The following is a 23479-nucleotide window of genomic DNA, read 5'->3' on the forward strand; positions in this document are numbered from 1 at the left end:
GACCGTTTCCATGACCAACACCAACCGCAAGACACGATTCGTCAACCTGTTGATCGCCACGGTGGCGGCAGTGGTCATCATGCTGACCTGCATGGTGCCGCACGCGTTCGCCATGGCCGGAGGCGCGGAATACGAGACGGCACAGGCCACGGCCGGTCAGCTCGCCGATACCAGCGTCGATGGGGGCATAGGATCGAACGGTGCCGTCAATCCGGTGAATGAAAGCTCCGACGGCAATGGCGGCGGGAGCGAGCAGCTCGCCGGCCCCGTACCGAACATCATCATCACCAACTTCACCTATGGCGATGGCTCGGTTTCGGTCGGCAGCAACTTCAATCTCGACTTCACCTTCCAGAACATGGGCAAGGTGGCCGTGCAGAACATGGTCGTGACCGTCGACGGCGGAGAAAACTTCGCCATCTCCGGAGGTACGAACACCTTCTATTTCGATTCGCTGTGGGCCGGCTATTCGCTCACGCAAAGCGTGCCGATGCAGGCGCTGTCCGGCGCGAAAAGCGGCGCCCAGGGCATTACCGTAAGCTTCAAATACGAGTACGTCGATAATAATGTACGCAGCTCCAGCAGCTCCGACATCAAGATCTCGGTGCCGGTCTCGCAGCCGGACCGTTTCCAGCTGAGCGACCCCGTGCTGCCCGACACCATCAACGCGGGCGAGGAAACCACCATCACCATGGCGTATGTGAACAAGGGCAAAGGCGATATCTCCAACGTCGAGGCATCCATCGAGGGCGACGGCATCACCAGCACCCAGGCCACGCAATATATCGGCAACGTGGCATCCGGCGCGTCCGGATCCATCGGCTTCGCATTCACGCCGAACGAAGCGGCGGAGACCGAGGCCAAGCTGCGCGTGACCTACGAGGACTCCGACGGACAGTCGCAGACCAGGGAATTCCCGGTGACGTTCACCGCGCAGGAAGCCGCCAGGCCCGACATTAACGACGGGATGACGCCGGATGACGGGCAGAATCAGCAGGGTGTTCCGGTGTGGGTGTGGGTGGTCGTCGCCATCGTCGTCATTGTGGCGATCATACTGACCGTTGTACTGGTCCGTCGTCATAAGAAGACCAAGAAACATGGTATCGATGAGGATTGGGACGATTGGGAAGCCGGCAGCCCTGCCGACTCCGTTGCGAAGGATGCGGCTGCGGCGGCTTCCGTGGCGACCGACGAGGCGCCGACGCAGATGATTGCGCCTGCCGATTCCGCATCCGCCGACTCCGCCAAGGGGCAGGCATGAGATTCTCCGACATCCTGCATACCTGCGGCCAGAATCTGTTCCGACGAAAGTCGCGTACGATTCTGACGGTGCTCGGCGTGATCGTCGGCTGCTGTTCGATCGTGCTCATGATCTCGATAGGGCAGGGCATCAACGAACGGAACGAGCAGATGCTCAAAAGCATGGGCAGCCTCAACGTCATCACCGTATACGCCGGCAGCGGCTCCCAGGGAGGGGGCGGATACGCCGAAGGCATGGGCTCCGCATCCTCGTCCGAGGCGAAACTGAACGATGATGCCGTGCAGTCCTTTCGCAATATCGCAGGCGTGAGCGGTGTGCTGTCGGAAAAGACCCTGCAATACACCGTGGACGCCACAGCCGGTGTCGGCAACCGATACGTGACGCAATACCTGCAGGTCATGGGCGTCAACACCGCACAGCTGGAAGCATCCGGCTATACGCTCAGAAGCGGCCGGTTGCCATCGCGAAGCGGTGAGGTGCTCGTCGGCGAAAAAACCGTCTATAACTTCCTCGACAAATACCGGTCCGGTGCGGACAATCAGCGGACCGCGCCGGGCGGTTACGTCTGCGATGAGAACGGTGAGTGTCGGGAAAGCGAAGGCGAGGAACCGTTCTTCGACATGCTTACCACGAAAATGACGCTGATCACCGGAGCAAATTACCAAAGCCCGGACGATTACCGTAATGTCGGCAGCGGGGCTGCAAGCGGTTCCGACACGGATGGCGGCGCCGGCCAGCAGACCTCGACCATCTCCAACGAGTACACGCCGGTAGGCGTGGTCAAGTCAAGCGGCAACGACTACGATGCGCTGGGCAGCGGTGTGGTCATGACCATGGACGATATGAAAAGTCTGATGGCCAAGGCCACCAATACCAGCGTCGCAAACGTTTCCCGCAACTTCACCTACGATCAGATCGTGGTGCGGGCCGAAAACATCAAGGATGTGCCGAACGTCGAATCCCAGATCAAATCGATGGGATACCAGACCTCGTCCTTCGAGCAGACGCGCAAGGAGCTTGAGAAGCAGACGCAGGGCATTCAGCTGGCATTGGGCGGCATCGGCGGCGTTGCGTTCCTGGTGGCCGCCATCGGCATCGCCAATACGATGATCATGTCGGTATCGGAACGAACACGTGAGATCGGCATAATGAAGGCTCTTGGCTGCTATGTACGCGACATTCGCGTGACCTTCCTGTGCGAAGCCGGTGCGATCGGTCTGATCGGCGGCGTGATAGGCTGCCTGATTTCCGCGTTGGGCTCGTTGGCCATCAATCTGGTTGCATTGCAGGGGTTCAGTTGGGAGAACATCGTCAAGGCCATTGTGGGCGGCGATGATGTCAGCAGAAGTTCCGTGATTCCATGGTGGCTGTTTGCGTCCGCCATCGTGTTCTCGATCGCCGTCGGCGTGATCGCCGGCTTCGGGCCGGCCAACAAGGCCGTGAGGATTCCGGCCCTCGACGCCATCAAAAACGATCAGTAGGCCATGCGGATGCGGGAGATGACCTGATCGGCGGTCAGACCGTAGCGCTCGTTGAGCCTTTCGCGTGGTACGCGATCGGTGAACTCCTTAATGGCTCCGAAGTTGAGCACGTGCACGGCATTGGCCTTCGCGTCGCGTGAGTTTGCGTAGAAAGCAGTAATCTTCTCCCCCCAGCCGCCTTCCAGCTGGCCGTCTTCAAGGGTCACCACGATCCGGTGGCCGTCCGCCAGCATGGACAGCATCTCCTCGTCCAATGAGGAATACTGCGGTGCCGCGATCAGCGTGGCGGTCACCGGAGGAACCGGCATGCCGATCGAATCATCATCCGTGTCGCCGCCCGACAGACGATCGACCACATGAGAGGCCAACGCGACGGTGTTGCCCAGCCCCAGAACCGCGACATCCCGCCCCGGCCGAAGAATCTGATACCTCTTGAAAGGGCAGTCTCCGGCACGGTCGACAGCCGGAACGACCGGTTCGTGGCCTTCGGCGCGCTCGATCGGATCGAACGCCACATCCGCGGCACGTTCCAGTTCGAGAATCTGCTCACCGGGCATGCGGATCGCCACCGCACCATGCTCGGACGGACCGGTGGCCCACGCCAGCATGTCGAGCATCTGCTCGCCGCTGGTCGGCGCGAGGCAGGTCAGATTCGGGACATTCGCGAACATCGCAATGTCGAAGGCGCCGGAATGCGTATTGTCCGTACCGGAAATGCCGGCACCGAAAATCAGCAGCGTCGCCGGAACGCGGTTCAGTGACAGCTCCTGCTGCAGCTGATCGAACGTACGCTGGAAAAACGTTGCGGAGGTCGCCAGCACCGGGCGGCCTCCAGCTTTGGCGATGCCGGCCGCGAAGGCCGCGGCATGCTCCTCGGCGATGCCGGTGTCGACATAGTGCGAACCCGCACGTTCGCGAAAATCGCGGGTGATGCCATTCGAACCGGGTGTCGCGGGGGAGATGACCACCAATCCGGGTTCGTTCGCAAAACGGGATTCAAGCGAGGCCATCGCCATGGCACCGTAATATTTGCGTGCGTCAGGCATTCCGTCGGATACGGAATCGGGATTCCTCCAATGATTGGCCTCGCACTGGCCGGCATGCGGTTCGGCGTTCGTCTGGTTGCAGCCATCCGAACCGTTCTCGGCGTCGCCGGGCGCCTCGTCGAAGCCGAGACCCTTGACGGTGTGCACATGTACCACGATCGGATGGTCGATGTCCCTGACCTCGCGCAACGTCTCCACCAGCGTATGCACATTGTTGCCTTGCTCCACGTACCGGTAATCCAGACCGAATGCCCTGAACGGATTCGATGCGGCCGTGCCGCCCGACTGTCGCAAGGCCGACAGCGAGCCGTACATGCCGCCGAAATCCTCGGCTATCGACATCTCGTTGTCATTGACGATGATGATGAGATTGCCGCCCTGTTCGGCGGCGTTGTTCAATCCTTCGAAGGCGATCGCCGAGCTCAACGCGCCGTCGCCGATCACGGCGATCACATTGCCGATACCGCTGCGACCGGATGCGGAGACCTGCATATCGCGCGCCTTCGCAAGACCGCAGGCCAATGAAATGGACGTGCCGGTATGGCCCAGCACGAAGGAGTCGTGCTCGCTTTCGCACGGATTCGTGAAGCCGGTCACCGACCCGAACCGTTCCGGATCGGTATAGGCGGCGGCGCGGCCGGTCAGCATCTTATGCACATAGCTTTGGTGGGAGACGTCGAAGATAAAACGGTCATGCGGCGAATCGAATACGTGATGCAAGGCCACCGTCAATTCCACGACACCCAGATTCGAACCGATATGACCGCCATGCTTTCGGCCATACTCCAACAGGGTTGTGCGAATCTCGGCGCATAGATCGACAAGCTGCGAGGAGGAAAGGGCATGCACGTCGGCCGGAGAGTGTATCGAATTCAACATGCCAGCGGTCATCTTGCGCAACAATCCTTTCCCTTACCTTCCAAAGGCGAAATCCTATCCCACCATATGCCCCCGCGGAGGGATTCGCGGGCAAATGCCTGCAAAGTCTTCTCAACTACGGCACAATGGAGTCTACGAGACGTTCAACACAGTATCCGTAAAGGAGGGCCGATGAAGGCCGTATATGCTGCAGGAGTAGACTACGACGACCCGTTGTCCGTACTTGGGATCGGCGAACGGCCGGAGCCGCAGGCCAAACCGTTCTGGTCGACCATCCGTGTGCATGCCGCCACCGTGAACCACCATGATGTCTGGAGCCTGCAGGGCGTGGGGCTGAGCGCCGAGGTGACGCCGATGATTCTCGGCACCGACGCGGCGGGAGTGCTCGAAGAGGACATTCCCGTACGTAAAGGGCTCAAGGCCGGCAGCGAAGTGGTGCTCTACACGTTCATCGGCACCGACGGCGCGGGGGTGATGCCGGGGGAGCGGCGTACCATCCTGTCCGAGAAATATGCCGGAACCATGGCCGAACTGACGCAGGTGCCCAGCGCGAACGTGTTCGCCAAACCGGCCAACCTGAACCTCGATGAGGCGGCGGCACTCGGTACCAGCTGGCTGACCGCCTATTCGCTGGTGTTCACCTCGGCGAACGTGAAACCCGGGGATACGATTCTGGTTCAGGGTGCGGGCGGCGGCGTATCCACCGCAGCCATACAGCTTGCGCACGCGGCCGGTCTGGAGGTGTTCGTCACCTCACGCAACGAATCCAAACGCGTCCGGGCCGTGGAAATCGGAGCCGACGCGGCCTTCGAACCGGGTGCACGCCTGCCGCGTAAGGTCGACGCGGTCATCGAATCGGTGGGCGCGGCCACCTGGAGCCATTCGGTCAGGTCGGTGCGACCCGGCGGCACCATCGCCATCTGCGGCGCCACCACCGGAGACCAACCCGGAGCCGAACTGACCCGTGTGTTCTTCCAAGATATCCGCATACAGGGCAACACCATGGGAACGCGCGAGGATTTCGCAAGACTGCTTCGCTTCGTGGAACACGCCGACCTGCATCCGGTGATCGACGCCGCATTCGCGCTCGCCGACGCACGCCGGGCATTCGCCAGGATGATCGATGGCGACGTTTTCGGAAAGGTCGTGCTGCACATCTAGCCGATTGCGTAAAGTAGCAAAGGTATTCTTGGCTATTCTCTACGGAGGTTTTCATGGCAGACAATAAGCCCGAAGTGGCGGTGATCATGGGCTCGGCGAGCGACTGGGAGACCATGAAGCATGCATGCGAGATGCTTGACAGGTTCGGGGTGCCGTACATGAAGCAGGTGATTTCCGCACACCGCACTCCGGAACTCATGGGCGAATTCGCGCACAACGCACGTGCCAACGGTCTGAAGGTCATCATCGCCGGCGCGGGCGGCGCGGCCCATCTGCCGGGCATGGTCGCAGCCCAGACCACACTGCCGGTCATCGGCGTTCCGGTGCGTTCCCATGCCCTGTCCGGTTGGGATTCGCTGCTGTCCATCGTGCAGATGCCGGGCGGCATTCCGGTGGCCACCACCGCGGTGGGCAATTCCGGTGCCACCAATGCCGGCCTGCTGGCCGTGAGCATGCTGAGCACCACTGACGAACGTTTGGCCGACGCCTTGCAGGAATACCGTGACTCGTTGAAGGAAAAGGTGGCTGAATCCAATGCCCAGCTTGTCTGAGGAAACCGGCGGCCGCGTTGAACGCCTGATGCCGGGAGCCACCATCGGTATCATCGGCGGTGGCCAGCTCGGCCGCATGATGGCATTGTCCGCACGGTACATGGGCTTTAGAATCGGCGTGCTCGACCCTACTCCCGACTGCCCGACCGCACAGGTGGCCGATTTCCAGATCACCGCCGAGTACGATGACATCAACGCCATCCGTGAACTGGCGGAGCGATCCGATGTGCTCACCTATGAGTTCGAGAATGTGGACGCCGATGCCATCGATCAGGTGCGTGCCCTTGCGGCGGCGCCGCAAGGCACCGATCTTCTGCGGGTCACGCAGGATCGTGTCAACGAAAAGCGTTTCATCAACGATCATGGCACCGAAACCGCTCCGTGGAAGGCCGTGAACAGCTTCGAGGAGCTCGACGCGGCGCTGGATGAGATTCATTACCCGGCCGTGCTGAAGACTCGCTCCGGCGGCTACGACGGTCACGGTCAGACCGTGCTGCGTTCCGACGCGGATCTGGAGAGGGTGCGTGCCCGTGGGGACCGCGGCGGCGGTTTCCCTCCCAGCATTCTTGAGGGATTCGTCGATTTCGCCTTTGAAGCGAGCATCCTTGTCGCCGGCAACGGTGAGGATTACGTGACCTTCCCGATCGTGCGCAACGAGCATCGCAACAACATCCTGCATATGACCATCGCACCGGCCGAAGTGAGCGATGAGGTGGCGCACGAGGCGCATGCACTCGCCTTGCGCTTGGCCGAAGGCTTCAGACTGGCTGGTATTCTGGCCATCGAACTGTTCGTCACCAAGGACGGCAGGGTGGTGGTCAATGAGCTGGCCCCGCGTCCGCACAATTCCGGCCACTACACCATCGAGGCCTGCTCCTTCGACCAGTTCGACGCGCACATTCGGGGCATCGCCGGATGGCCGCTCGAGCAGCCGCAGCTGTTGAAGCCGGCCGTGATGGTGAACGTGCTCGGCCAGCATGTGGCGCCGACCCGCGCCCTGATCGCCGACCACCCTGAATGGAACGTGCATGACTACTGCAAGGCCGAGGTGCGCCACGATCGCAAGATGGGGCACATCACCGTGCTGACCGACGATACTGCCGAAACCGTGGCCGGTCTGGAATCGACCGGCTGCTGGAACGACTTGAAGAAAGCCTGAAATCCGAACCAATGAGTGAACACATCGTGCGCCAGACCCGTCAGAAGGATGCGATTCGGGAGGCGTTGAGCGGCAATGACGAATTCATCTCCGCGCAGGACCTGCACCGCAAGCTGGAGGATGAGGGTGTGCATATCGGCTTGGCGACGGTGTACCGCCAGCTCAATGCGCTGGTCGAGTCGGGCAGTGCCGACACGGTCCGACTCGATGGCCAGCAGCTGTACCGTCTGTGCGGTGATGACGGACACCATCATCACCTGGTATGCACATCATGCGGTAAAACCGTGGAGATCGACCCTCCCAGCGAGGATTGGCTGCGTGGCATAGCGAAGAAGCATGGCTTCATCATCGAATCACACACCGTCGAGGTGTTCGGACTGTGCCCCGACTGCCAACGCGAACGGCGGTCTCACGAGGAAGCGTAATGCCATCGCTTCCCGAGTAGCGAGAATCGTAAAGAAATATGTTCGCATGCCGCTCCTTTCAGGAATGTATATCACAATGAGCATGGCAAAACGTGAACAAAAGTGGGGAAACGCGTGACCAAAACATCCGTGAACAAACCGATTGAAGAACTGAGCATCGCAACGCTCGACCCGTCCGCTCCCGTCAAGAGGCGCAAGGAATTTCCAGGTTGGCTCTATGCCGTGCTGTTTCTGGTATTCGATTTTCTCGCGATTGCGATTCTGCAGTGGGGCGTTACGCTGACCAGCACCCGAGTGACGCTGTCCAGCCCGCTCAACGGTTTGGGCGATATGATCTCGAAGATGTGGCTGAAGTTCAACTTCGTGTTCCTGTTGAATATGATCATGGTCGGCATCATCTACCTGGTGTTGCTCATGCTGTTCAACCGATTCTGGATAGCCACGCCGGTGCTGATCGCGATCGCCACGGTCATCGCGGTGATCGAACGGTTCAAGGTCGAGATTCGATATGAGGCGATTCTGCCGTCCGATCTGAACTTCCTTGGCTCGAATACCGGCAATCTCATGAGTTTCATGCCATCGAACGCACCGTTGGTGATCGGCGTGGCAGTGGCCGCATTCGCCGTGTTCGTGGCGCTGATCGTGTTCCTCAACCATATCGACGGACGCCGCGGTCGTATGATCCGCGGCTCCAATCCCGGTCTTGCCGCGGTCTCCCGTCTGCTGCTGATTGCGGTGCCGGGTCTCGGGTTCGGTCTGTACATCGCGCAGGTCGGCACCGTTGATTCATGGGCGTACAACCTGTCCCGCGGCATGGGGGACACGCCTTCCATGTGGGATTCCGTCTACGACGCGCAGCGCAACGGCCCGGTCGTCTCCTTCGTGCGCCAGCTCAATCCGAAAGTCATGGACACGCCTTCCGACTATAGCGAGGAGACCATGAAGGCCGTGGCCGCACGCTATGAAAAGGCCGCGAAGAAGATCAACGCGAACCGTTCCGCGAACATGACCGACAGCACCGTGATCTATGTGCTGTCCGAATCCTTCTCCGACCCCTCGCGTGTGCCGGGCCTGAAGGTCAACAAGGATGCGATGCCGAACATCCGTTCCATCAAGAAGAACACCACCTCCGGCCTGATGCTGTCTTCCGGATACGGCGGCGGCACCGCCAACCTCGAGTATATGGGGCTGACCGGCCTGAGCATGGCGAATTTCGATTCATCGCTGACCAGTCCCTACCAGCAGCTGGTGCCGACCGAGCATTGGACGCCGACCATCAACCAGATGTGGGGCTCGGCCAGGAACTCCATCGGCCTGCATCCGTATGAGCCGTCCATGTACTCGCGTGCCACGAACTATAAGAAGTTCGGTTTCTCGCATTTCTACACGCTTGAGGGCGACGACATCATCTCTCATCAAGACAAGATCGACGATTCTCCGTACGTCAGTGACGAGGCCGCCTACAAGAGCACCATCGAAGAGGTGAAGAAGAGCAAGAGCGGCCAGTTCCTGCAACTCATCACCATGCAGAACCACATGCCGTACAAGAACTGGTACAAGAACAACGAGTTCAAGGTGGAGTCGACTACCGGCACACCGCTGGGGGAGGGCGAGACCGAATCGATCGAAACCTATGCCAAGGGCATGGAGCTGACCGACACCGCCACCAAGGACTTCCTTGACCAGCTTGACGAAATCGACAAGCCGATCACCGTGGTCTTCTACGGCGACCATCTGCCGGGCATCTACTCCTCCGCCAGTGAGGACGAAGACAACTCGCTCGACCTGCACCTGACCGACTATTTCATCTGGTCCAACAAGGCCTCGTCTTCGGCCAATACCAAGATTTCCGACGACAACTATTCCTCGCCGAACTTCTTCGTGGCCGAGGCGGCCGAGCATATGGATGCCAAGGTATCGCCGTATCTGGCGTTCCTTACGCAGATGCACTCCAAGATCGCCGCCATGGAGCCGCCGGTCGTCAACAACATCCAGGGCTGGGACCGCATCCCCGAAGGCCAGAACATCTATCTTGACCAGGATGGCAAGCCGATGGCCGAGAAGGACCTCGATGCCGAAACCAAGCAGCTGCTGGCCGACTACAAGTTGATTCAATACGACATCACGGCGGGTAAGAACTACCTGAAATCCACAGGCTTCATGGATCTGCCGGAGTGATGGCGGCGGCGAACCGCAGTCGATGCGATTGACATGATCGAGGATGGCCGATGATATGCGGCCATCCTCTTGTTGTCTTGGCGACGTGCAGAAACTTTACATTTGTTCATCTAAAAAAGTGGACAAATGTAAAATACAGTGCTACGGTGAAACGTATTACCAACCAAGGAGGGTTGGTCCTCCAAATAGTTCACGTTGCATGAAAGGTCGTCGAAATCATGAAGCTCACCCAGTCGCAGCTCGCCAAATACATGGACCATACCCTGCTCAAGGCGGATGCCACCGCTGCGCAGATCGATGCGGTGGTGGTCGAAGCCATTGGATATGGCACGGCCTCGGTGTGCATCAACCCTTATTGGGTGGCGCGGGTGCATGCCGCGTTGCAGGGCACCGACATCGCCACCTGCACGGTGATCGGTTTCCCTCTGGGGGCCGCCACGACCGCCGCCAAGGTGTTCGAAGCCCGTGACGCCATTGCACAAGGTGCGGATGAGGTCGACATGGTCATCAACATCGGCGAGCTTAAGGCGGGCGATGACGATGCGGTCCGTGCGGACATCAAGGCCGTTGCGGATGCCGTTCACGAAAACGGCGGGCTGCTCAAGGTCATCGTCGAGACGGCTCTGCTGACCGACGAGGAGAAGGTCCGGGCCAGCAGGCTCACCGTTGAGGGAGGGGCCGATTTCGTGAAGACTTCCACCGGCTTCGCTTCGGCAGGGGCCACGGCCTCCGATGTCAGGCTGATGCGCAAAACGGTGGGCGCCGATTTCGGTGTGAAGGCGGCCGGCGGCATCCATGATCTCGCCGATGCCTACGCCATGATCGAAGCGGGGGCCGATCGCCTCGGCGTCTCCGCATCCGTGGCCATTCTGGAAGAGGTCGGAATTCGATAATCGGAAAATATTCGACTTTCAATGACGAAAGGAACGTTATGACGGAACACGTCTTCACGAGATACAAACGCATACTGGCCATCGCGCTGGATTCCATCGGCATCGGACAGGCTCCGGACGCGGCCCGTTTCGATGATCTGGGAGCCGATACCCTCGGCCATATCGGTGAGTTCCTCGATGGCGGACTTCATGTGCCGAACATGGCACGTCTGGGGCTGGGCAACATTCGTCCCGACAATCCGATTGCGGGTGTGCCGGCGACCCAATCCCCGGTCGGCTGTTTCGGTAAGATGACCATCACCTCGCATGGCAATGATTCGTTGGATGGCCATTGGGAGATGATGTGCCTGCCGGTGCGTTTCGAGATGGCCACCTTCCCCGACGGCTTCCCGCAATGGATCGTCGACGGGCTGGAGGCGTTTTCGGGCCGCAGGGTCATCGTCAACAGGCCGTATTCGGGGACGGAGGTGATCCGCGACTACGGCGAGCATCAGATGAGGACCGGGGACCTCATCCTGTATACGTCCGGAGATTCCGTGCTGCAGATCGCCGCACACGAGGATGTGATTCCGGTCGACGAGCTGTATCGCATCTGTGCATATGCGCGCACGCTGATCAACGGTCCCGAAGTGGTGATGGGTCGTGTCATCGCACGTCCGTATGTCGGTCCGGACAGGGATCACTTCGTCCGGACTTCGAATCGTCATGACTATGGGCTGGAGCCGATCGAAAAAAACCGCACTCGATCTTCTGCATGACGATGGCGTGGACGTGCTGGCGGTAGGCAAGATCAACGACATCTTCTCCGGCCATGGCATCGACAAAGGCTGGCGCAACATGAGCAACATGGACGGCATGGACCATGTGGACGAAGCCATGCGAGAGGATTTCACGGGCCTGTGCTTCGTGAACCTCGTGGATTTTGACGCCATGTACGGCCATCGTCGTGACGCCCAAGGGGACGGGGAGGCGCTGATGGCCTTCGACGAGCGCCTGGGTCTGGTCATGGAGACCATGCATGATGACGATCTGCTGCTTATCACGGCGGACCATGGCAACGATCCGACGTACAAGGGCACCGATCATACCCGCGAATTCGTGCCGATCCTCGCCTACTCGCCGTCGATGTCGCATCCCGGCACGTCGCTGGGCGTACGGGCCATGGCGAGCGATATGGGCGCCACCATACTGGACAACTTCGGTGTTTCCGGCAACGGCAATGGCACGAGTTTCCTCGAGGCCATCAGCTAGGTTGGCTGTTCAGTGGGTATTGATCGGAATCGATGCGGAAGGAATGCGACATGGTCTCGAAGGAAGAACGTGTGGCGGAGGCCCTGAAGGTGGCGAAACTGTACTACCGGGAAGGGCTCAGCCAGAACGACATCGCCGAGAGCATGTCCATCTCCCGTCCGACGGTTTCCCGACTGTTGAGCTTCGCACTCGACAGCGGGTTGGTCCGCATCGAAATCGGCGATCCGGCCGATGACATGAACCAGCTCGCCCGCGATCTGGAACGTCGATACGATCTCAAACGTGTGATCGCGGTGCCCACGGATGTCGTGGCGCCGTCCAACCGGCTTGATGCGGTCGGGCAGGAGGCGGCCCGGTACATCGAGGGCATCGTGCGCGATGATGACGTCATCGGCATCGGCTGGGGGCGGACCGTATATGCCATTGGCGAGCACCTGGCCCCGAAGGATGTTCGCGGCGTCACCGTGGTGCAGGTCAAGGGCAGTGCGTCGAATACGGAAAGCAACAATTATGCGTTTGAAAGCGCGAATGCCTTTGCGAACGCCTTTCGTACGGTGCCGCAGTACCTGCCATTGCCGGTGATCTTCGAGAATGCGCAGACCAAGGAACTGGTGGAGCGTGAAACCTATATCCGGCGTATAGCGGATATGGGCAGGCGGGCCGATATCGTGGTGTTCACCGTCGGAACCGTGCGCGACACGGCGATGCTGTTCAATCTGGGGTACCTTACCGCGCAGGAGCAGGAACGGCTCAAACGCATCGCGGTGGGGGACGTGGTCTCCCGCTTCATCGATGCGGAGGGCCGAATCGCGGATGAGGATATCGACCGACGTACCATCGGCATCCAGTTGGATGATCTGAAGAAGGTCGAACATTCCGTGCTGACCGTCGCGTCCGGGGCCAAGGTGTGCGCCGCGCATGCCGCGATCGTGGCCGGGTATGCGAACACGCTGATAGCGGATGCCGACAGTGCCCGGCAGCTGCTTGATTTCGAGGGCTGATCCGCCTTCGGCATATATTCCGATGGCCCGATCGAAGACGATCTGACCGAAAATATTCCAACTGATGACGGTTGGTGTATTTTTTTATGCGTGATTTCCTACTCTTATGAACATTTGTAGTAGTTTACGACACGCACATTTGTAAAATTTCCGATTTTGCTTTATTCTACTGATAATAGATAAAGCGCTTTATCAGAGTTGATATACATAATCACACACAGACGAAGGAGTCTATGGATATGCGCATGCTAGACATCATCGACGCCAAGCGCGGCGGCGACGCACTTTCCGAGGAGCAGATCAGGTTCTTTGTGGACGGCTATACCGCCGGTGACATCCCCGACTATCAGGCCAGCGCGCTGCTCATGGCCATCTGGTTCAACGGCATGAATTCCGAAGAGACCCGTGAGCTGACCATGGCGATGCTGGAATCCGGCGATCGGCTGGACCTGGGCGATATACCTGGCATCAAGGTCGATAAGCATTCCACGGGCGGCGTCGGCGACAAGGTGAGCATTCCGCTCGCACCATTGGTGGCATCCCTCGGCATAGTCGTGCCGATGATCTCCGGCAGAGGATTGGGCTATACCGGTGGCACGCTCGACAAACTCGAGGCGATTCCGGGTTATACCGTGGAAATCGAAGAGGACGCATTCAAGGAGCAACTTCGCAATGTCGGCTGCATCATCGCCGGAACCACCGGCAACATCGCGCCTGCCGACAAGAAGATCTATGCGTTGCGCGATGTGACCGATACCGTCGATTCCATTCCTCTGATCGCCGGCTCGATCATGAGCAAGAAGATCGCTTCCGGCACGGACGCGCTGGTCATGGATGTCAAGACCGGCTCGGGTGCGTTCATGAAGCGTGAGGAGGATGCGATCGCGCTTGCGGAGGCATTGGTCGCCATCGGCAAAGGCGTGGGCATGAACGCCATGGCGGTCATCTCCGATATGAATCAGCCGCTGGGCAAGGCCATCGGCAATGCCTTGGAAATCGAGGAATCCATCAGACTTCTTCGAGGCGAAGGGCCCGACGATCTGCTTGATCTCACGCTTACCATCGGCTCCCAGATGGTGGTTATGGCAGGTAAGGCGACAAGTCTTGATGAGGCCAGGGGCATGCTTGAAGCCAAGATCTCGGACGGGTCGGCCTTGGAACGCTTCCGCATGATGATCGAAGCCCAAGGCGGTGACGGCCGCGTGATCGACGACCCGACCATCATGCCGCAGGCCTCCCGTCATATCGAGTTCGTTGCCGATAGGAGCGGCGTCATCGCCTCAATGAAGGCCGATGATCTGGGAATCGCATCCATGCTTTTGGGTGGCGGACGCTCCACCAAGGACGATCGACTGGACTACGCGGTCGGACTGACGCTCGACAGGAAGATCGGCGATCCGGTCACGCAGGGCGATCGGATCCTGACCATTCACGCCAATCGTGATGACGTATCGGACGTGGAGCGACTGCTGCGTGAGGCGATCGTCATCGGCGACCATGCCGAACCGCTTACCCTGATCCACCGCGTAATTGCATAGCAAGGCCTTTGTGGACTCCTGCGGAGTGTCCGGAGAACAGTAACAAGAAAAGGAGAGATCATGTATCTCGCAATCAATATCCTGGGGCTCGTGGTGTTTCTGGCCCTGGGCTGGGTCTTCTCGAACGACCGAAAAGGCATCCAGTGGAAGTCGGTCGGCTGCATGGTGGCGCTGAACCTTATCATCGCGTGGCTGCTGACGAGCTTCGAAGGCGGCCGTGTCGTCGTGAAGGCCGCGGCCGACGGTTTCGCCTGGATCGTGAACATCTCATATCAGGGCATCAACTTCGCCTTGGCAAACTGGGTCGGCGCCGACGGCACCAATCCGACCCCGGTGAACTTCATCGCCAGCGCACTGCTGCCGATCCTGCTTATCGTTCCCCTGTTCGATATTCTGACCTACATCGGCTTCCTGCCATGGGTCATCAAGTGGATCGGTCGTGGCCTGAGCTTCATCACACGACGCCCGAAATTCGAGACCTTCTTCGCCGTCGAAATGATGTTCCTCGGCAACACCGAGGCCCTCGCCGTCTCCAAGGTGCAGCTGCGGCGCATGAAGGCCGGCCGCAACGTGACCCTCGCCATGATGTCGATGAGCTGCATCACCGCGGCCATCGTCGGATCCTATATTCAGATGGTCCCTGGCGAATTCGTCATCACCGCCATTCCGCTGAACTGCATCAACGCACTGATCGTCAGCCACATGCTGTACCCGGTCAGCGTCACCGCGGAGGAGGACGTCATCTATTCCACGGCCATGGACGTCGACGTGCTCGAAGGTCTGCCGGAAGAGGAACGTGCCAAGCGCGAGAAGGCGATTGCCGACTACAACGCATTGCCGTGGTATAGGAAGGTGTACAGGCGCGATCCCGCTCAGCCGGCCAAAGAGCCCTTCTTCTCGTTCCTAGGTGACTCCATTCTCTCCGGTGGCAGGCTGATTCTGATCATCACCGCCAACGTCATCGCATTCGTGGCGCTTGCGGGACTGATCGACAAGGTGCTCGCCCTGTTCTGGAACCAGCTGTCGTTGGAATCCATCCTCGGTGTGATCATGTATGTTCCGTCGCTGCTGCTCGGCCTTGATCCGGGAACCGCGTGGGATATGTCACAGCTTATGGGGCTGAAACTCGTGACCAACGAATTCGTGGTCATGGGGCAGATCACCGGTGACATCGCCACCTATGCGACCCATTACAAGGCCGTGCTGACCGTGTTCATCACCTCTTTCGCGAACTTTTCCACGCTGGGCATGGTCATCGGTTGCTTCAAGGGCATGGTGGCCAAGGAGAAGAACGATGCCATCTCCAAGCAGGTCGGGCGCATGCTGGTCGCTGGCATCCTCGTCTCCCTGCTGTCCGCCGCAATGGTCGGCCTGTTCTGCTGGTGACGGCCGGTCCGGTATGGACGACGGATAGCCGTGTCATTATCAGTATCAAACAGTCATCAAAGGAGAATAATATGGTCACCAAAATCATTCTGGATTGCGATCCCGGCCATGACGATGCGGTCGCGTTGCTGCTCGCAGTGGGCAATCCCGATATCGAACTGGTCGGTGTCACCACCGTCGGTGGCAACCAGAGCCTCGACAAGGTCACCTACAATGCGCGTGCCGTACTGGGAAAGGCACATGCCGCCGAAGTTCCGGTACGTGCCGGCTGCGGACGGCCATTGATCCGTCCGCTCAAGGATGCGGCCGACATTCACGGCGAGACCGGTCTGGACGGTGTCGAACTGCCTGTGCCAAGCCGACCGCTTGACGAGGGACATGCCGTCAACTGGATCATCGATACCATCATGAACAGCGAGTCCGGAAGCATCACGCTGGTGCCGACGGGTCCCCTGACCAACATAGCCATGGCCGTACGTCTGGAGCCGCGTATCGTGGAACGCGTCAAGGAAGTCGTGCTGATGGGCGGCGGCTATCATGTGGGCAACTGCGGTCCCGTGGCGGAATTCAATATCTTCACCGATCCGGAAGCCGCACATATCGTGTTCAACGCGCCATGGCATCGCCTGACCATGATTGGCCTTGATCTGACCCATCAGGCATTGTGCACGCCTGAAGTGCAACGGCGCATCGAGGGTATCGGCACCGATCTCGCATGGTTCGTCTCCGGATTGATGGATTTCTTCCGCAAGGCGTACCGGAATGACCAAAGTTTTGTCGATCCGCCGGTGCACGATCCCTGCACGATTGCATACCTGATCGATCCGGGCATCATCACCACCCGCCGTTGCCCGATAGACGTTGAGCTGCGCGGCGAGCTGACCGTCGGCATGACCGTCGCCGACCTGAACGGCCTGGAACCGAGCGAGGAGGAGTGCCGCACCCAGGTGGCCACCAAGCTGGACTTCGGCAGGTTCTGGGCGTTGGTCGAAGACGCCATCCGCACCATCGGCTGATTGCGGTCGTGGAATAAGCGAACCCGCGGATCGAATGGCCGGAAAAGTCAGGAGTCCATTCGATCCGAGGGTTCGCTTCGTATGTTCATACGCTGCTACGCGTTCAGGGCCTTGGCCCCGATATCGTGGCGATAGAACATGCCTGTGGTGTCGAGCTGGTCGATGATCTCATAGACTTTGTCTTGTGCGGTCTTGATATCGGAGGCGGAGGCCTCCACGAGCAGCACACGGCCGGAACTGGCCACCAGGCCGTGTGCGCCGTTGGACACGCCGGCATAGTAGACGTGGGAATTGGCATCGACCGGAATTTCGGGGATTGCGGCACCCTTGACCACGTTGACCGGATATCCTTCGGCTGCGAGTACCACACCGAGGGTGGCGTTCTCATCGTCCCAGGTGAATTCCGGGGTCTCGCCATTGAGGATGGCGTTGATGCCGGCACCGAGGTCGGAGGTGAGCTTCGGCAGCACCACTTCGGTTTCCGGATCGCCGAAGCGGGCGTTGAACTCGATGACCTTCGGGCCTTCGGCGGTGGCGATTAGACCCGCATACAGAATGCCGGTGAACGGCGTGCCCTCGTCGGCCATGGCCTCGACGGTCGGCCTGACGATGGTCTCAATGGCGGTATCGACCACGCTCTGGCTGATCTGAGGAACCGGGCTGTAGGCGCCCATGCCGCCGGTGTTCGGGCCCTTGTCTCCATCATAGGCACGCTTGTGATCCTGCGAAATCGGCATCGGCCAGAAGTCGGTGCCGTTTACGAAGCTCATCAACGAGAATTCCTGACCTTCGAGGAAGTCCTCGATGACCACTTTGGCGCCGGCGTTGCCGAAACGATGATCGACGAAAATATCTTCCAAGGCGGCGATGGCGGCATCCTCGTCCATCGCGACGGTCACACCCTTGCCTGCGGCCAGACCATCGGCCTTGATCACAATCGGGGCGCCATGCTCCCGCACGTAGGCGACGGAACGGTCCAGCTCATCGAAGGTCCGATACTTCGCGGTCGGAATGTCATGACGTTCCATAAGCTGCTTGGCGAAGTCCTTGGAACCTTCGATCTGGGCGGCGGCCTTGTTCGGACCGAACGCCTTGATGCCGGCCGCGGCGAAATCGTCGACGATACCTTCGATCAGCGGTACCTCCGGGCCCACGAACACCCAGTCGTAGTCGTTGTTCTTCACGAATTCGACCAGCGCGGCATGGTTGGATGGATTGAGTTGCGTGATGCGGATGCCGTCCAGCTCCATGCCCGGATTGCCCGGAGCCACGGTGACCTCGCTGACGCTGCCGCCACGCATCAATGCGTGTGCGATGGCGTGCTCGCGCGCGCCGGAACCGATAACCAGAACCTTCATTTTTCCTCCTATTACTGGCCCCCGCCGGCGAGGGCTGCCGTGAAGTGACCGGGGTGGCCCATAATCGGGCCACCCCTTAATTGCTATTACCGAAGTTCGACGTCGTCGTTGGTCTTCTTCACGATGCTGCCCAGCACGTAGCCGGTCTCACCGTTGCTCTTGAGCAGTTCCATGGTTTTGTCGGCATCCTCGGCACTGACTGCCAGTACCATGCCGATGCCCATGTTGAAGATGTTGAACATCTCCATATGATCGATTTCTCCGGCCTTCTCAAGCACATCGAAAATCGGCAGGACAGGCCAGGAACTAAGGTCGATGCGGGCGGCAAGACCGTCCGGAATCATACGCGGGACATTCTCGATGAAGCCTCCGCCGGTGATGTGGGCAACGCCCTTGACCACGCCTGCCTTGAACAGTGGGGAAAGGGCCTTGACGTAGATTTTGGTCGGGGTGAGCAGCACGTCGCCGAGTTTTTCCCCACCCAGTTCGTCCAGTACGGTGTCCACGGTGTAGCCGGCCTGCTCGAACAGGGCCTTGCGCACCAGGGAGAATCCATTGGAATGAACGCCGGTGGACGGCAGACCGATGAGCACGTCGCTTTCGCAGATGGTGGAACCGTCGACGATCGCTGATTTTTCGGCCACGCCGACTGCAAAACCAGCCAGATCATACTCGTCTTCATCGTACATGCCCGGCATTTCGGCGGTTTCGCCGCCGATCAGGCCGGATCCCGCCTGTACGCAACCGTCGGCCACGCCGGAAACGACCTGTTCGAGCAGGGCGGGATCGTTCTTGCCGCAGGCGATATAGTCCAGGAAAAAGAGCGGTTCGGCGCCTTGGGCGGCGATGTCGTTGACGCACATGGCCACACAGTCGATGCCGATGGTGTCGTGCTTGTTTGCCATCTTGGCCACGACCAGCTTGGTGCCGACGCCGTCGGTGCCCGAGATCAGTACGGGCTCCTGGTAACCGAGGGAAGCCAGATCGAACAAGCCGCCAAAGCCTCCGATGCCGCCGACCACGCCCGGACGGTTGGTGCGTGCCACATGGGACTTGATGCGCTTGACGACTTCGTAACCGGCTTCGACGCTTACGCCGGCCTCTTCATATGCTTTTGGCATATCAAACCTTTCTAGGGTTTCAGTGTTCTTCTTTGTGGTTGTGGACGTGCAATGGAGTCGGGTTCCGGACGGCCTGACCGCCACACGGAACCCGCAACGGCTATTCCCGTGCCTGTGCCGCTCCTGCAGGCTGCACCTTATACTCGTTGCCCTCATACTTGCTCTTGTACAGGGCGAATTCGGGCAGGCGCACACGGTCTTCGGGGGTGAGGGATTTAAGGAAATCGGCCTCATAATCGTCGAGGGCGGTGGGGTAGTCGCCGTTGAAGTAGGCCACGCACAGGCCTCCGTAGGGCGCGTCGGCACCCAGGCCGATGGATTCGACCAGGCCATCGAGCGATAAGAATGCCAGGGAATCGGCGCCGATGAAGTCACGGATCTCCTCAACCGATTTCTTTGCGGCGATAAGCTCCTTGGTAGTGGAGATGTCGATGCCGTAGAAGCAGGGGTATTTCAGTGGCGGCGAGCTGATGCGCATGTGCACTTCGGCCGCACCGGCCTCCTTGAGCAACTGCACGATACGCTTGGAGGTGGTGCCGCGCACGATGGAATCGTCAATGACGATCACGCGCTTGCCCTTGACTACGCCGCGCACGGCGGAAAGCTTCATGCGCACACCCTGTTCACGTAGCTCCTGCGTCGGCTGGATGAATGTGCGAGCCACATACTGGTTCTTGATCAGGCCCATTTCGTTGGGCAATCCGGCGGCTTCCGCATAGCCCGAAGCCGCGGATAGCGAGGAGTTCGGCACGCCGATGACCATGTCGGCGTCCACCGGGGATTCCTGTGCCAGTCGTGCGCCCATGCGCTTGCGGGCGGAGTGCACGTTCACGCCGTAGATGTCGGAATCGGGGCGGGCGAAGTAGATGAATTCCATCGAGCAGATGGCCAGTTGCGTCTGGTTGGTGTACTGCACGATCCTGTAGCCATGGTCGTTGACGACCACGATTTCGCCCGGGCGGATGTTGCGTACCAGTTCGGCGCCGACGATGTCGAGCGCGCAGGTCTCGGAGGCGAGCACATAGGCGCCGTTCTTCATCTTGCCGAGGGACAGCGGGCGAAAGCCGTTCGGGTCGAGCGCGCCGATCATGGCGTCTTCGGTCATGATCAGATAGGCGAAGCCGCCGTGTACGGTGTTGAGCGCTTCCTTGAGCTTGTCCATGAACGTGCGTTGCGTGGAGCGACGCAGCAGGTGCATCAGCACTTCGGTGTCGGAGTTGGAGTGGAAGATCGCGCCTTCGTCTTCCAGCTTGCGGCGCAGGGACGGGCAGTTCGTCAGATTGCCGTTGTGGCACAGGGCCATATCGCCGTCATGGAAGCGGAAGATGAACGGTTGGATGTTGTCGGTACCGCCCGAACCGGCAGTGGCGTAGCGCACATGGCCGATCGCCCTGTCTCCCTTCAGACGTTCGATTTCGCGTTCGTCGCTGAACACCTGGGTCAGCAGACCCGTTCCGCGATGACCGATGAGATGACCATTATCGTTCGAGACAATGCCGGCGCCTTCCTGACCGCGATGCTGCAGCGCATGCAGACCGAAGTAGGTGAGTCGGGCGGCGTCAGGGTGGCCCCAAACGCCGAAAATACCGCATTCCTCGTGGATGTCTTCGAGTTCAGCTGACAAGCCAAAGCTCCTTCCAAAACCATGGAGACAAGGGGTTCGCTACCGTTCAACCCTACCAACCGCCGGCTACAACCGGCGGGTTCGCATGGAATGCCGGAACGCGCGGTATGTCGAACAGATGTTCGAAGCTTTTGCTATGATGAAAGGGTGAATCGTCCATTGTCGGAGGGGTGGAAGAAGGAGTCATGGCCGAACGTACGTATATCGCCATCGATCTGAAGTCCTTCTACGCCTCGTCCGAATGCGCGGAACTTGGTTTCGATGCGCTGCGTACGCATCTGGTGGTGGCGGACCAGTCGAGGACCGACAAGACCATTTGCCTGGCGGTGTCCCCATCGCTGAAGGAATATGGGCTTCCTGGTCGTGCGCGGCTGTTCGAAGTCAAGGCGAAGCTCAAGGAGGTCAATGCGGTTCGGCGCAGGGCGGCGCCGGGAGGCGTGCTCGTCGGCGAATCGTACCAGGTGGATGAGCTGGAGGCCGATCCGAATCTTGCCGCAGGCGTGTATATCGCCAAACCCCGCATGTCGCACTATCTCGCCGTCAGTGCGAAAATCTACGGCATCTATCTGCAGTTTGTGTCTGCGCAAGACATTCATGTCTATTCCATCGACGAGGTGTTCATGGATGTCACCGGGTACCTGCGCGCCTACGGCAAGGGCGTGCACAATCTGGCGAAGGAGATCATCCAACGGATCTTCGACGAAACCAAAATCACCGCGACGGCTGGCATCGGCACGAACATGTATCTTGCAAAAGTGGCCATGGACATTGTGGCGAAGCATATTCCGGCGGATGCGGACGGCGTGCGCATCGCGCAACTGGATGAGATGTCGTACCGGCGTCTGCTGTGGAACCACCGGCCGTTGACGGATTTCTGGCGCGTGGGCCGTGGATATGCGAAAAAACTTGAAGCCCAGGGACTGATGACCATGGGTGATATCGCACGATGCTCGCTGGGCAAGGCCTCCGAATACTACAACGAGGATCTGCTGTACAGGATGTTCGGCGTGAACGCGGAGCTGCTCATCGATCATGCCTGGGGTTGGGAACCCTGCACCATTGCGGATATCAGGGCATACAAGCCGGCCGGCCACAGCATGAGTTCCGGGCAAGTGCTCACGGGTGCCGTTGGTTTTGAGACCGCACGACTGATCGCCAAGGAGATGGCGGACACACTGTCGTTGGATCTGGTGGCCAAGGGCGTGAAGGCCGGCCGTATGGGACTGATGGTCGGATATGATACCGCCAGTCTGGACCCGAAACGATTGGGGGAATGCGGTACGCCGGAGTTGAGGATGATTGCCGGTCGTGCGGCCGCTGGGTATGACGGACCGGTCGCGATTGACCGGTATGGCCGCCGTGTGCCCAAACCCGCAACCGGATCGATTGGTCTGGGAGAGTGCAGTTCCTCGTCGGCCCGTATTCGTGACGCCGTGGATGAGCTGTTTTGCGCGATTGCGGACAGGCGGTTGCTGGTGCGGCGGCTGAATGTGGTCGCGGCGGATCTCATGACCGAGGAGGAGCTGGTCGCACATAGGGCTGCTTCCGACTATACCCAGCCTGATCTGTTCGACACTGCCGATGGAGTTGCGCCATCACAGGATGTTGCGGCTTGCGGTGCTCAGCCGGAACCGGGAATGACCGAGCATCACGTGCAGCAAACCATCCTTGACATCAAGCGTAAGTTCGGTAAAAACGCGGTCATCAAAGGCATGGACCTCTTTGACGACGCTACCGGTCAGCAGCGCAACAACCAGATCGGAGGCCATGCCGCATGAGCCTGCAGGAGACCCATCGCTATGACGACATCATCGATCTGCCGCATTACCGGTCGCGCACGCATGCGCACATGAGCGCGCACAATCGTGCCGCCCAATTCATGCCGTTCGCCGCCCTGACCGGTTATGAGGACATCATCAGACAGACCGCTGAATCCAGCAACGCGGCCGTCGAACGGGCCAATACGCCTGTGGGCCTTGAGGACGGATACTTTTCCGCCTGAGTTCTGTGCCTGACTGGTGCTCTCTGGAATGGTATCGGCGCCGGTTGAGTATGCTTGAATCTTATTTTGATTCAGAGACACCTGTTGCATATTAAAGGAGGAATGCTCACTCCATCCGTTCAGGTGTCGGATAGATGTCGCAGGTGCC

20 protein-coding genes are annotated in these 23479 nt (G+C 59.7%); 16 read left to right on the top strand and 4 right to left on the bottom strand.

All coding sequences use genetic code 11. From position 1 onward, the window contains the following. The first annotated feature begins 10 nt into the window (after positions 1 to 10). On the top strand, positions 11 to 1261 hold the full coding sequence (locus BMOU_RS09790; protein WP_034877117.1) for a COG1361 S-layer family protein: 1251 nt from the start codon (positions 11 to 13) through the stop codon (positions 1259 to 1261). Then, the gene (locus BMOU_RS09795) at positions 1258 to 2742 is read left to right on the top strand and encodes an ABC transporter permease (protein WP_034877119.1); all 1485 of its coding nucleotides are present in this window, start codon (positions 1258 to 1260) and stop codon (positions 2740 to 2742) included. The genes BMOU_RS09790 and BMOU_RS09795 overlap by 4 nt, the downstream gene beginning before the upstream one ends. Here the strand turns inward: BMOU_RS09795 and BMOU_RS09800 are convergent. Continuing rightward, on the bottom strand, positions 2736 to 4679 hold the full coding sequence (locus BMOU_RS09800) for a 1-deoxy-D-xylulose-5-phosphate synthase (RefSeq protein ID WP_034877121.1): 1944 nt from the start codon (positions 4677 to 4679) through the stop codon (positions 2736 to 2738). The two genes, BMOU_RS09795 and BMOU_RS09800, sit on opposite strands and share 7 nt — an antisense overlap. 159 nt (positions 4680 to 4838) lie before the next feature. Here BMOU_RS09800 and BMOU_RS09805 point away from each other — a divergent pair, with 159 nt between their 5' ends. The 12 genes from BMOU_RS09805 (at position 4839) to uriH (ending at position 17226) form a co-directional block, all read left to right on the top strand. Continuing rightward, a complete protein-coding gene (locus BMOU_RS09805; RefSeq protein ID WP_034877123.1) occupies positions 4839 to 5828 on the top strand; it encodes a zinc-binding dehydrogenase in 990 nt (329 codons plus the stop codon). A gap of 53 nt (positions 5829 to 5881) precedes the next feature. Then, on the top strand, positions 5882 to 6379 hold the full coding sequence (gene purE, locus BMOU_RS09810; protein ID WP_034877126.1) for a 5-(carboxyamino)imidazole ribonucleotide mutase: 498 nt from the start codon (positions 5882 to 5884) through the stop codon (positions 6377 to 6379). Continuing rightward, positions 6363 to 7538 carry a 5-(carboxyamino)imidazole ribonucleotide synthase gene (gene purK, locus BMOU_RS09815; protein ID WP_034877129.1) on the top strand — a complete coding sequence of 392 codons (1176 nt, stop codon included), beginning with the start codon at positions 6363 to 6365 and terminating at the stop codon, positions 7536 to 7538. Before purE ends, purK begins: the two co-directional genes overlap by 17 nt. Positions 7539 to 7549: 11 nt before the next feature. Then, positions 7550 to 7963, top strand: coding sequence for a Fur family transcriptional regulator (locus BMOU_RS09820; RefSeq protein WP_034877132.1), 414 nt, complete (start codon positions 7550 to 7552; stop codon positions 7961 to 7963). Positions 7964 to 8077: 114 nt separating this feature from the next. Then, positions 8078 to 10141, top strand: coding sequence for an LTA synthase family protein (locus BMOU_RS09825; protein WP_034877135.1), 2064 nt, complete (start codon positions 8078 to 8080; stop codon positions 10139 to 10141). A 218-nt stretch (positions 10142 to 10359) separates the two neighbouring features. Then, on the top strand, positions 10360 to 11034 hold the full coding sequence (deoC, locus tag BMOU_RS09830) for a deoxyribose-phosphate aldolase (RefSeq protein WP_034877138.1): 675 nt from the start codon (positions 10360 to 10362) through the stop codon (positions 11032 to 11034). 38 nt (positions 11035 to 11072) lie between these two features. Next, the gene (locus BMOU_RS11630; protein WP_235143769.1) at positions 11073 to 11792 is read left to right on the top strand and encodes a phosphopentomutase; all 720 of its coding nucleotides are present in this window, start codon (positions 11073 to 11075) and stop codon (positions 11790 to 11792) included. Then, positions 11740 to 12285: an alkaline phosphatase family protein gene (locus BMOU_RS11635; RefSeq protein ID WP_235143770.1), complete on the top strand. Its 546-nt coding sequence runs from the start codon at positions 11740 to 11742 to the stop codon at positions 12283 to 12285. Before BMOU_RS11630 ends, BMOU_RS11635 begins: the two co-directional genes overlap by 53 nt. Positions 12286 to 12335: 50 nt before the next feature. Then, complete coding sequence (locus BMOU_RS09840) at positions 12336 to 13286, top strand: sugar-binding transcriptional regulator (RefSeq protein ID WP_034877141.1); 951 nt, start codon at positions 12336 to 12338, stop codon at positions 13284 to 13286. Positions 13287 to 13525: 239 nt separating this feature from the next. Beyond that, positions 13526 to 14824 (top strand): pyrimidine-nucleoside phosphorylase, encoded by a 1299-nt coding sequence (locus tag BMOU_RS09845; protein ID WP_034877481.1) that lies wholly within the window; start codon positions 13526 to 13528, stop codon positions 14822 to 14824. A gap of 60 nt (positions 14825 to 14884) precedes the next feature. Next, the gene (locus BMOU_RS09850; protein ID WP_034877144.1) at positions 14885 to 16210 is read left to right on the top strand and encodes a NupC/NupG family nucleoside CNT transporter; all 1326 of its coding nucleotides are present in this window, start codon (positions 14885 to 14887) and stop codon (positions 16208 to 16210) included. A 71-nt stretch (positions 16211 to 16281) separates the two neighbouring features. Continuing rightward, positions 16282 to 17226, top strand: a complete 945-nt coding sequence (gene uriH, locus BMOU_RS09855; protein WP_034877147.1) for a uridine-preferring nucleoside hydrolase UriH — start codon at positions 16282 to 16284, stop codon at positions 17224 to 17226. A 95-nt stretch (positions 17227 to 17321) separates the two neighbouring features. Here the strand turns inward: uriH and purD are convergent, their stop codons facing one another. The 3 genes from purD to purF form a co-directional block, all read right to left on the bottom strand. Then, entirely contained in the window at positions 17322 to 18584 is a 1263-nt protein-coding gene (gene purD, locus BMOU_RS09860; protein WP_034877149.1) for a phosphoribosylamine--glycine ligase, read from the bottom strand. A gap of 86 nt (positions 18585 to 18670) precedes the next feature. Next, positions 18671 to 19705 carry a phosphoribosylformylglycinamidine cyclo-ligase gene (gene purM, locus BMOU_RS09865; protein WP_034877152.1) on the bottom strand — a complete coding sequence of 345 codons (1035 nt, stop codon included), beginning with the start codon at positions 19703 to 19705 and terminating at the stop codon, positions 18671 to 18673. Positions 19706 to 19805: 100 nt separating this feature from the next. Next, positions 19806 to 21329 carry an amidophosphoribosyltransferase gene (gene purF, locus BMOU_RS09870; RefSeq protein WP_034877155.1) on the bottom strand — a complete coding sequence of 508 codons (1524 nt, stop codon included), beginning with the start codon at positions 21327 to 21329 and terminating at the stop codon, positions 19806 to 19808. Positions 21330 to 21514: 185 nt separating this feature from the next. Here purF and BMOU_RS09875 point away from each other — a divergent pair, with 185 nt between their 5' ends. Beyond that, positions 21515 to 23107, top strand: a complete 1593-nt coding sequence (locus BMOU_RS09875; protein ID WP_034877158.1) for a Y-family DNA polymerase — start codon at positions 21515 to 21517, stop codon at positions 23105 to 23107. Beyond that, entirely contained in the window at positions 23104 to 23331 is a 228-nt protein-coding gene (locus BMOU_RS09880) for a hypothetical protein (RefSeq protein WP_034877161.1), read from the top strand. The genes BMOU_RS09875 and BMOU_RS09880 overlap by 4 nt, the downstream gene beginning before the upstream one ends. The last annotated feature ends 148 nt before the right edge of the window (positions 23332 to 23479 follow it).

This window comes from Bifidobacterium moukalabense DSM 27321, from assembly GCF_000522505.1.
GTDB lineage: Bacteria > Actinomycetota > Actinomycetes > Actinomycetales > Bifidobacteriaceae > Bifidobacterium > Bifidobacterium moukalabense.

Coding starts and splice junctions, on each gene's coding strand:
- BMOU_RS09800 (WP_034877121.1), bottom strand. CDS start 4,679: ATGACCGCTGGCATGTTGAATTCGATACACTCTCCGGCCGACGTGCAT.
- purD (WP_034877149.1), bottom strand. CDS start 18,584: ATGAAGGTTCTGGTTATCGGTTCCGGCGCGCGCGAGCACGCCATCGCA.
- purK (WP_034877129.1), top strand. CDS start 6,363: ATGCCCAGCTTGTCTGAGGAAACCGGCGGCCGCGTTGAACGCCTGATG.
- purE (WP_034877126.1), top strand. CDS start 5,882: ATGGCAGACAATAAGCCCGAAGTGGCGGTGATCATGGGCTCGGCGAGC.
- BMOU_RS09840 (WP_034877141.1), top strand. CDS start 12,336: ATGGTCTCGAAGGAAGAACGTGTGGCGGAGGCCCTGAAGGTGGCGAAA.
- BMOU_RS09795 (WP_034877119.1), top strand. CDS start 1,258: ATGAGATTCTCCGACATCCTGCATACCTGCGGCCAGAATCTGTTCCGA.
- BMOU_RS11635 (WP_235143770.1), top strand. CDS start 11,740: ATGACTATGGGCTGGAGCCGATCGAAAAAAACCGCACTCGATCTTCTG.
- BMOU_RS09820 (WP_034877132.1), top strand. CDS start 7,550: ATGAGTGAACACATCGTGCGCCAGACCCGTCAGAAGGATGCGATTCGG.
- BMOU_RS09875 (WP_034877158.1), top strand. CDS start 21,515: ATGGCCGAACGTACGTATATCGCCATCGATCTGAAGTCCTTCTACGCC.
- BMOU_RS09805 (WP_034877123.1), top strand. CDS start 4,839: ATGAAGGCCGTATATGCTGCAGGAGTAGACTACGACGACCCGTTGTCC.
- BMOU_RS09880 (WP_034877161.1), top strand. CDS start 23,104: ATGAGCCTGCAGGAGACCCATCGCTATGACGACATCATCGATCTGCCG.
- deoC (WP_034877138.1), top strand. CDS start 10,360: ATGAAGCTCACCCAGTCGCAGCTCGCCAAATACATGGACCATACCCTG.
- BMOU_RS09850 (WP_034877144.1), top strand. CDS start 14,885: ATGTATCTCGCAATCAATATCCTGGGGCTCGTGGTGTTTCTGGCCCTG.
- BMOU_RS11630 (WP_235143769.1), top strand. CDS start 11,073: ATGACGGAACACGTCTTCACGAGATACAAACGCATACTGGCCATCGCG.
- BMOU_RS09790 (WP_034877117.1), top strand. CDS start 11: ATGACCAACACCAACCGCAAGACACGATTCGTCAACCTGTTGATCGCC.
- purM (WP_034877152.1), bottom strand. CDS start 19,705: ATGCCAAAAGCATATGAAGAGGCCGGCGTAAGCGTCGAAGCCGGTTAC.
- BMOU_RS09845 (WP_034877481.1), top strand. CDS start 13,526: ATGCGCATGCTAGACATCATCGACGCCAAGCGCGGCGGCGACGCACTT.
- uriH (WP_034877147.1), top strand. CDS start 16,282: ATGGTCACCAAAATCATTCTGGATTGCGATCCCGGCCATGACGATGCG.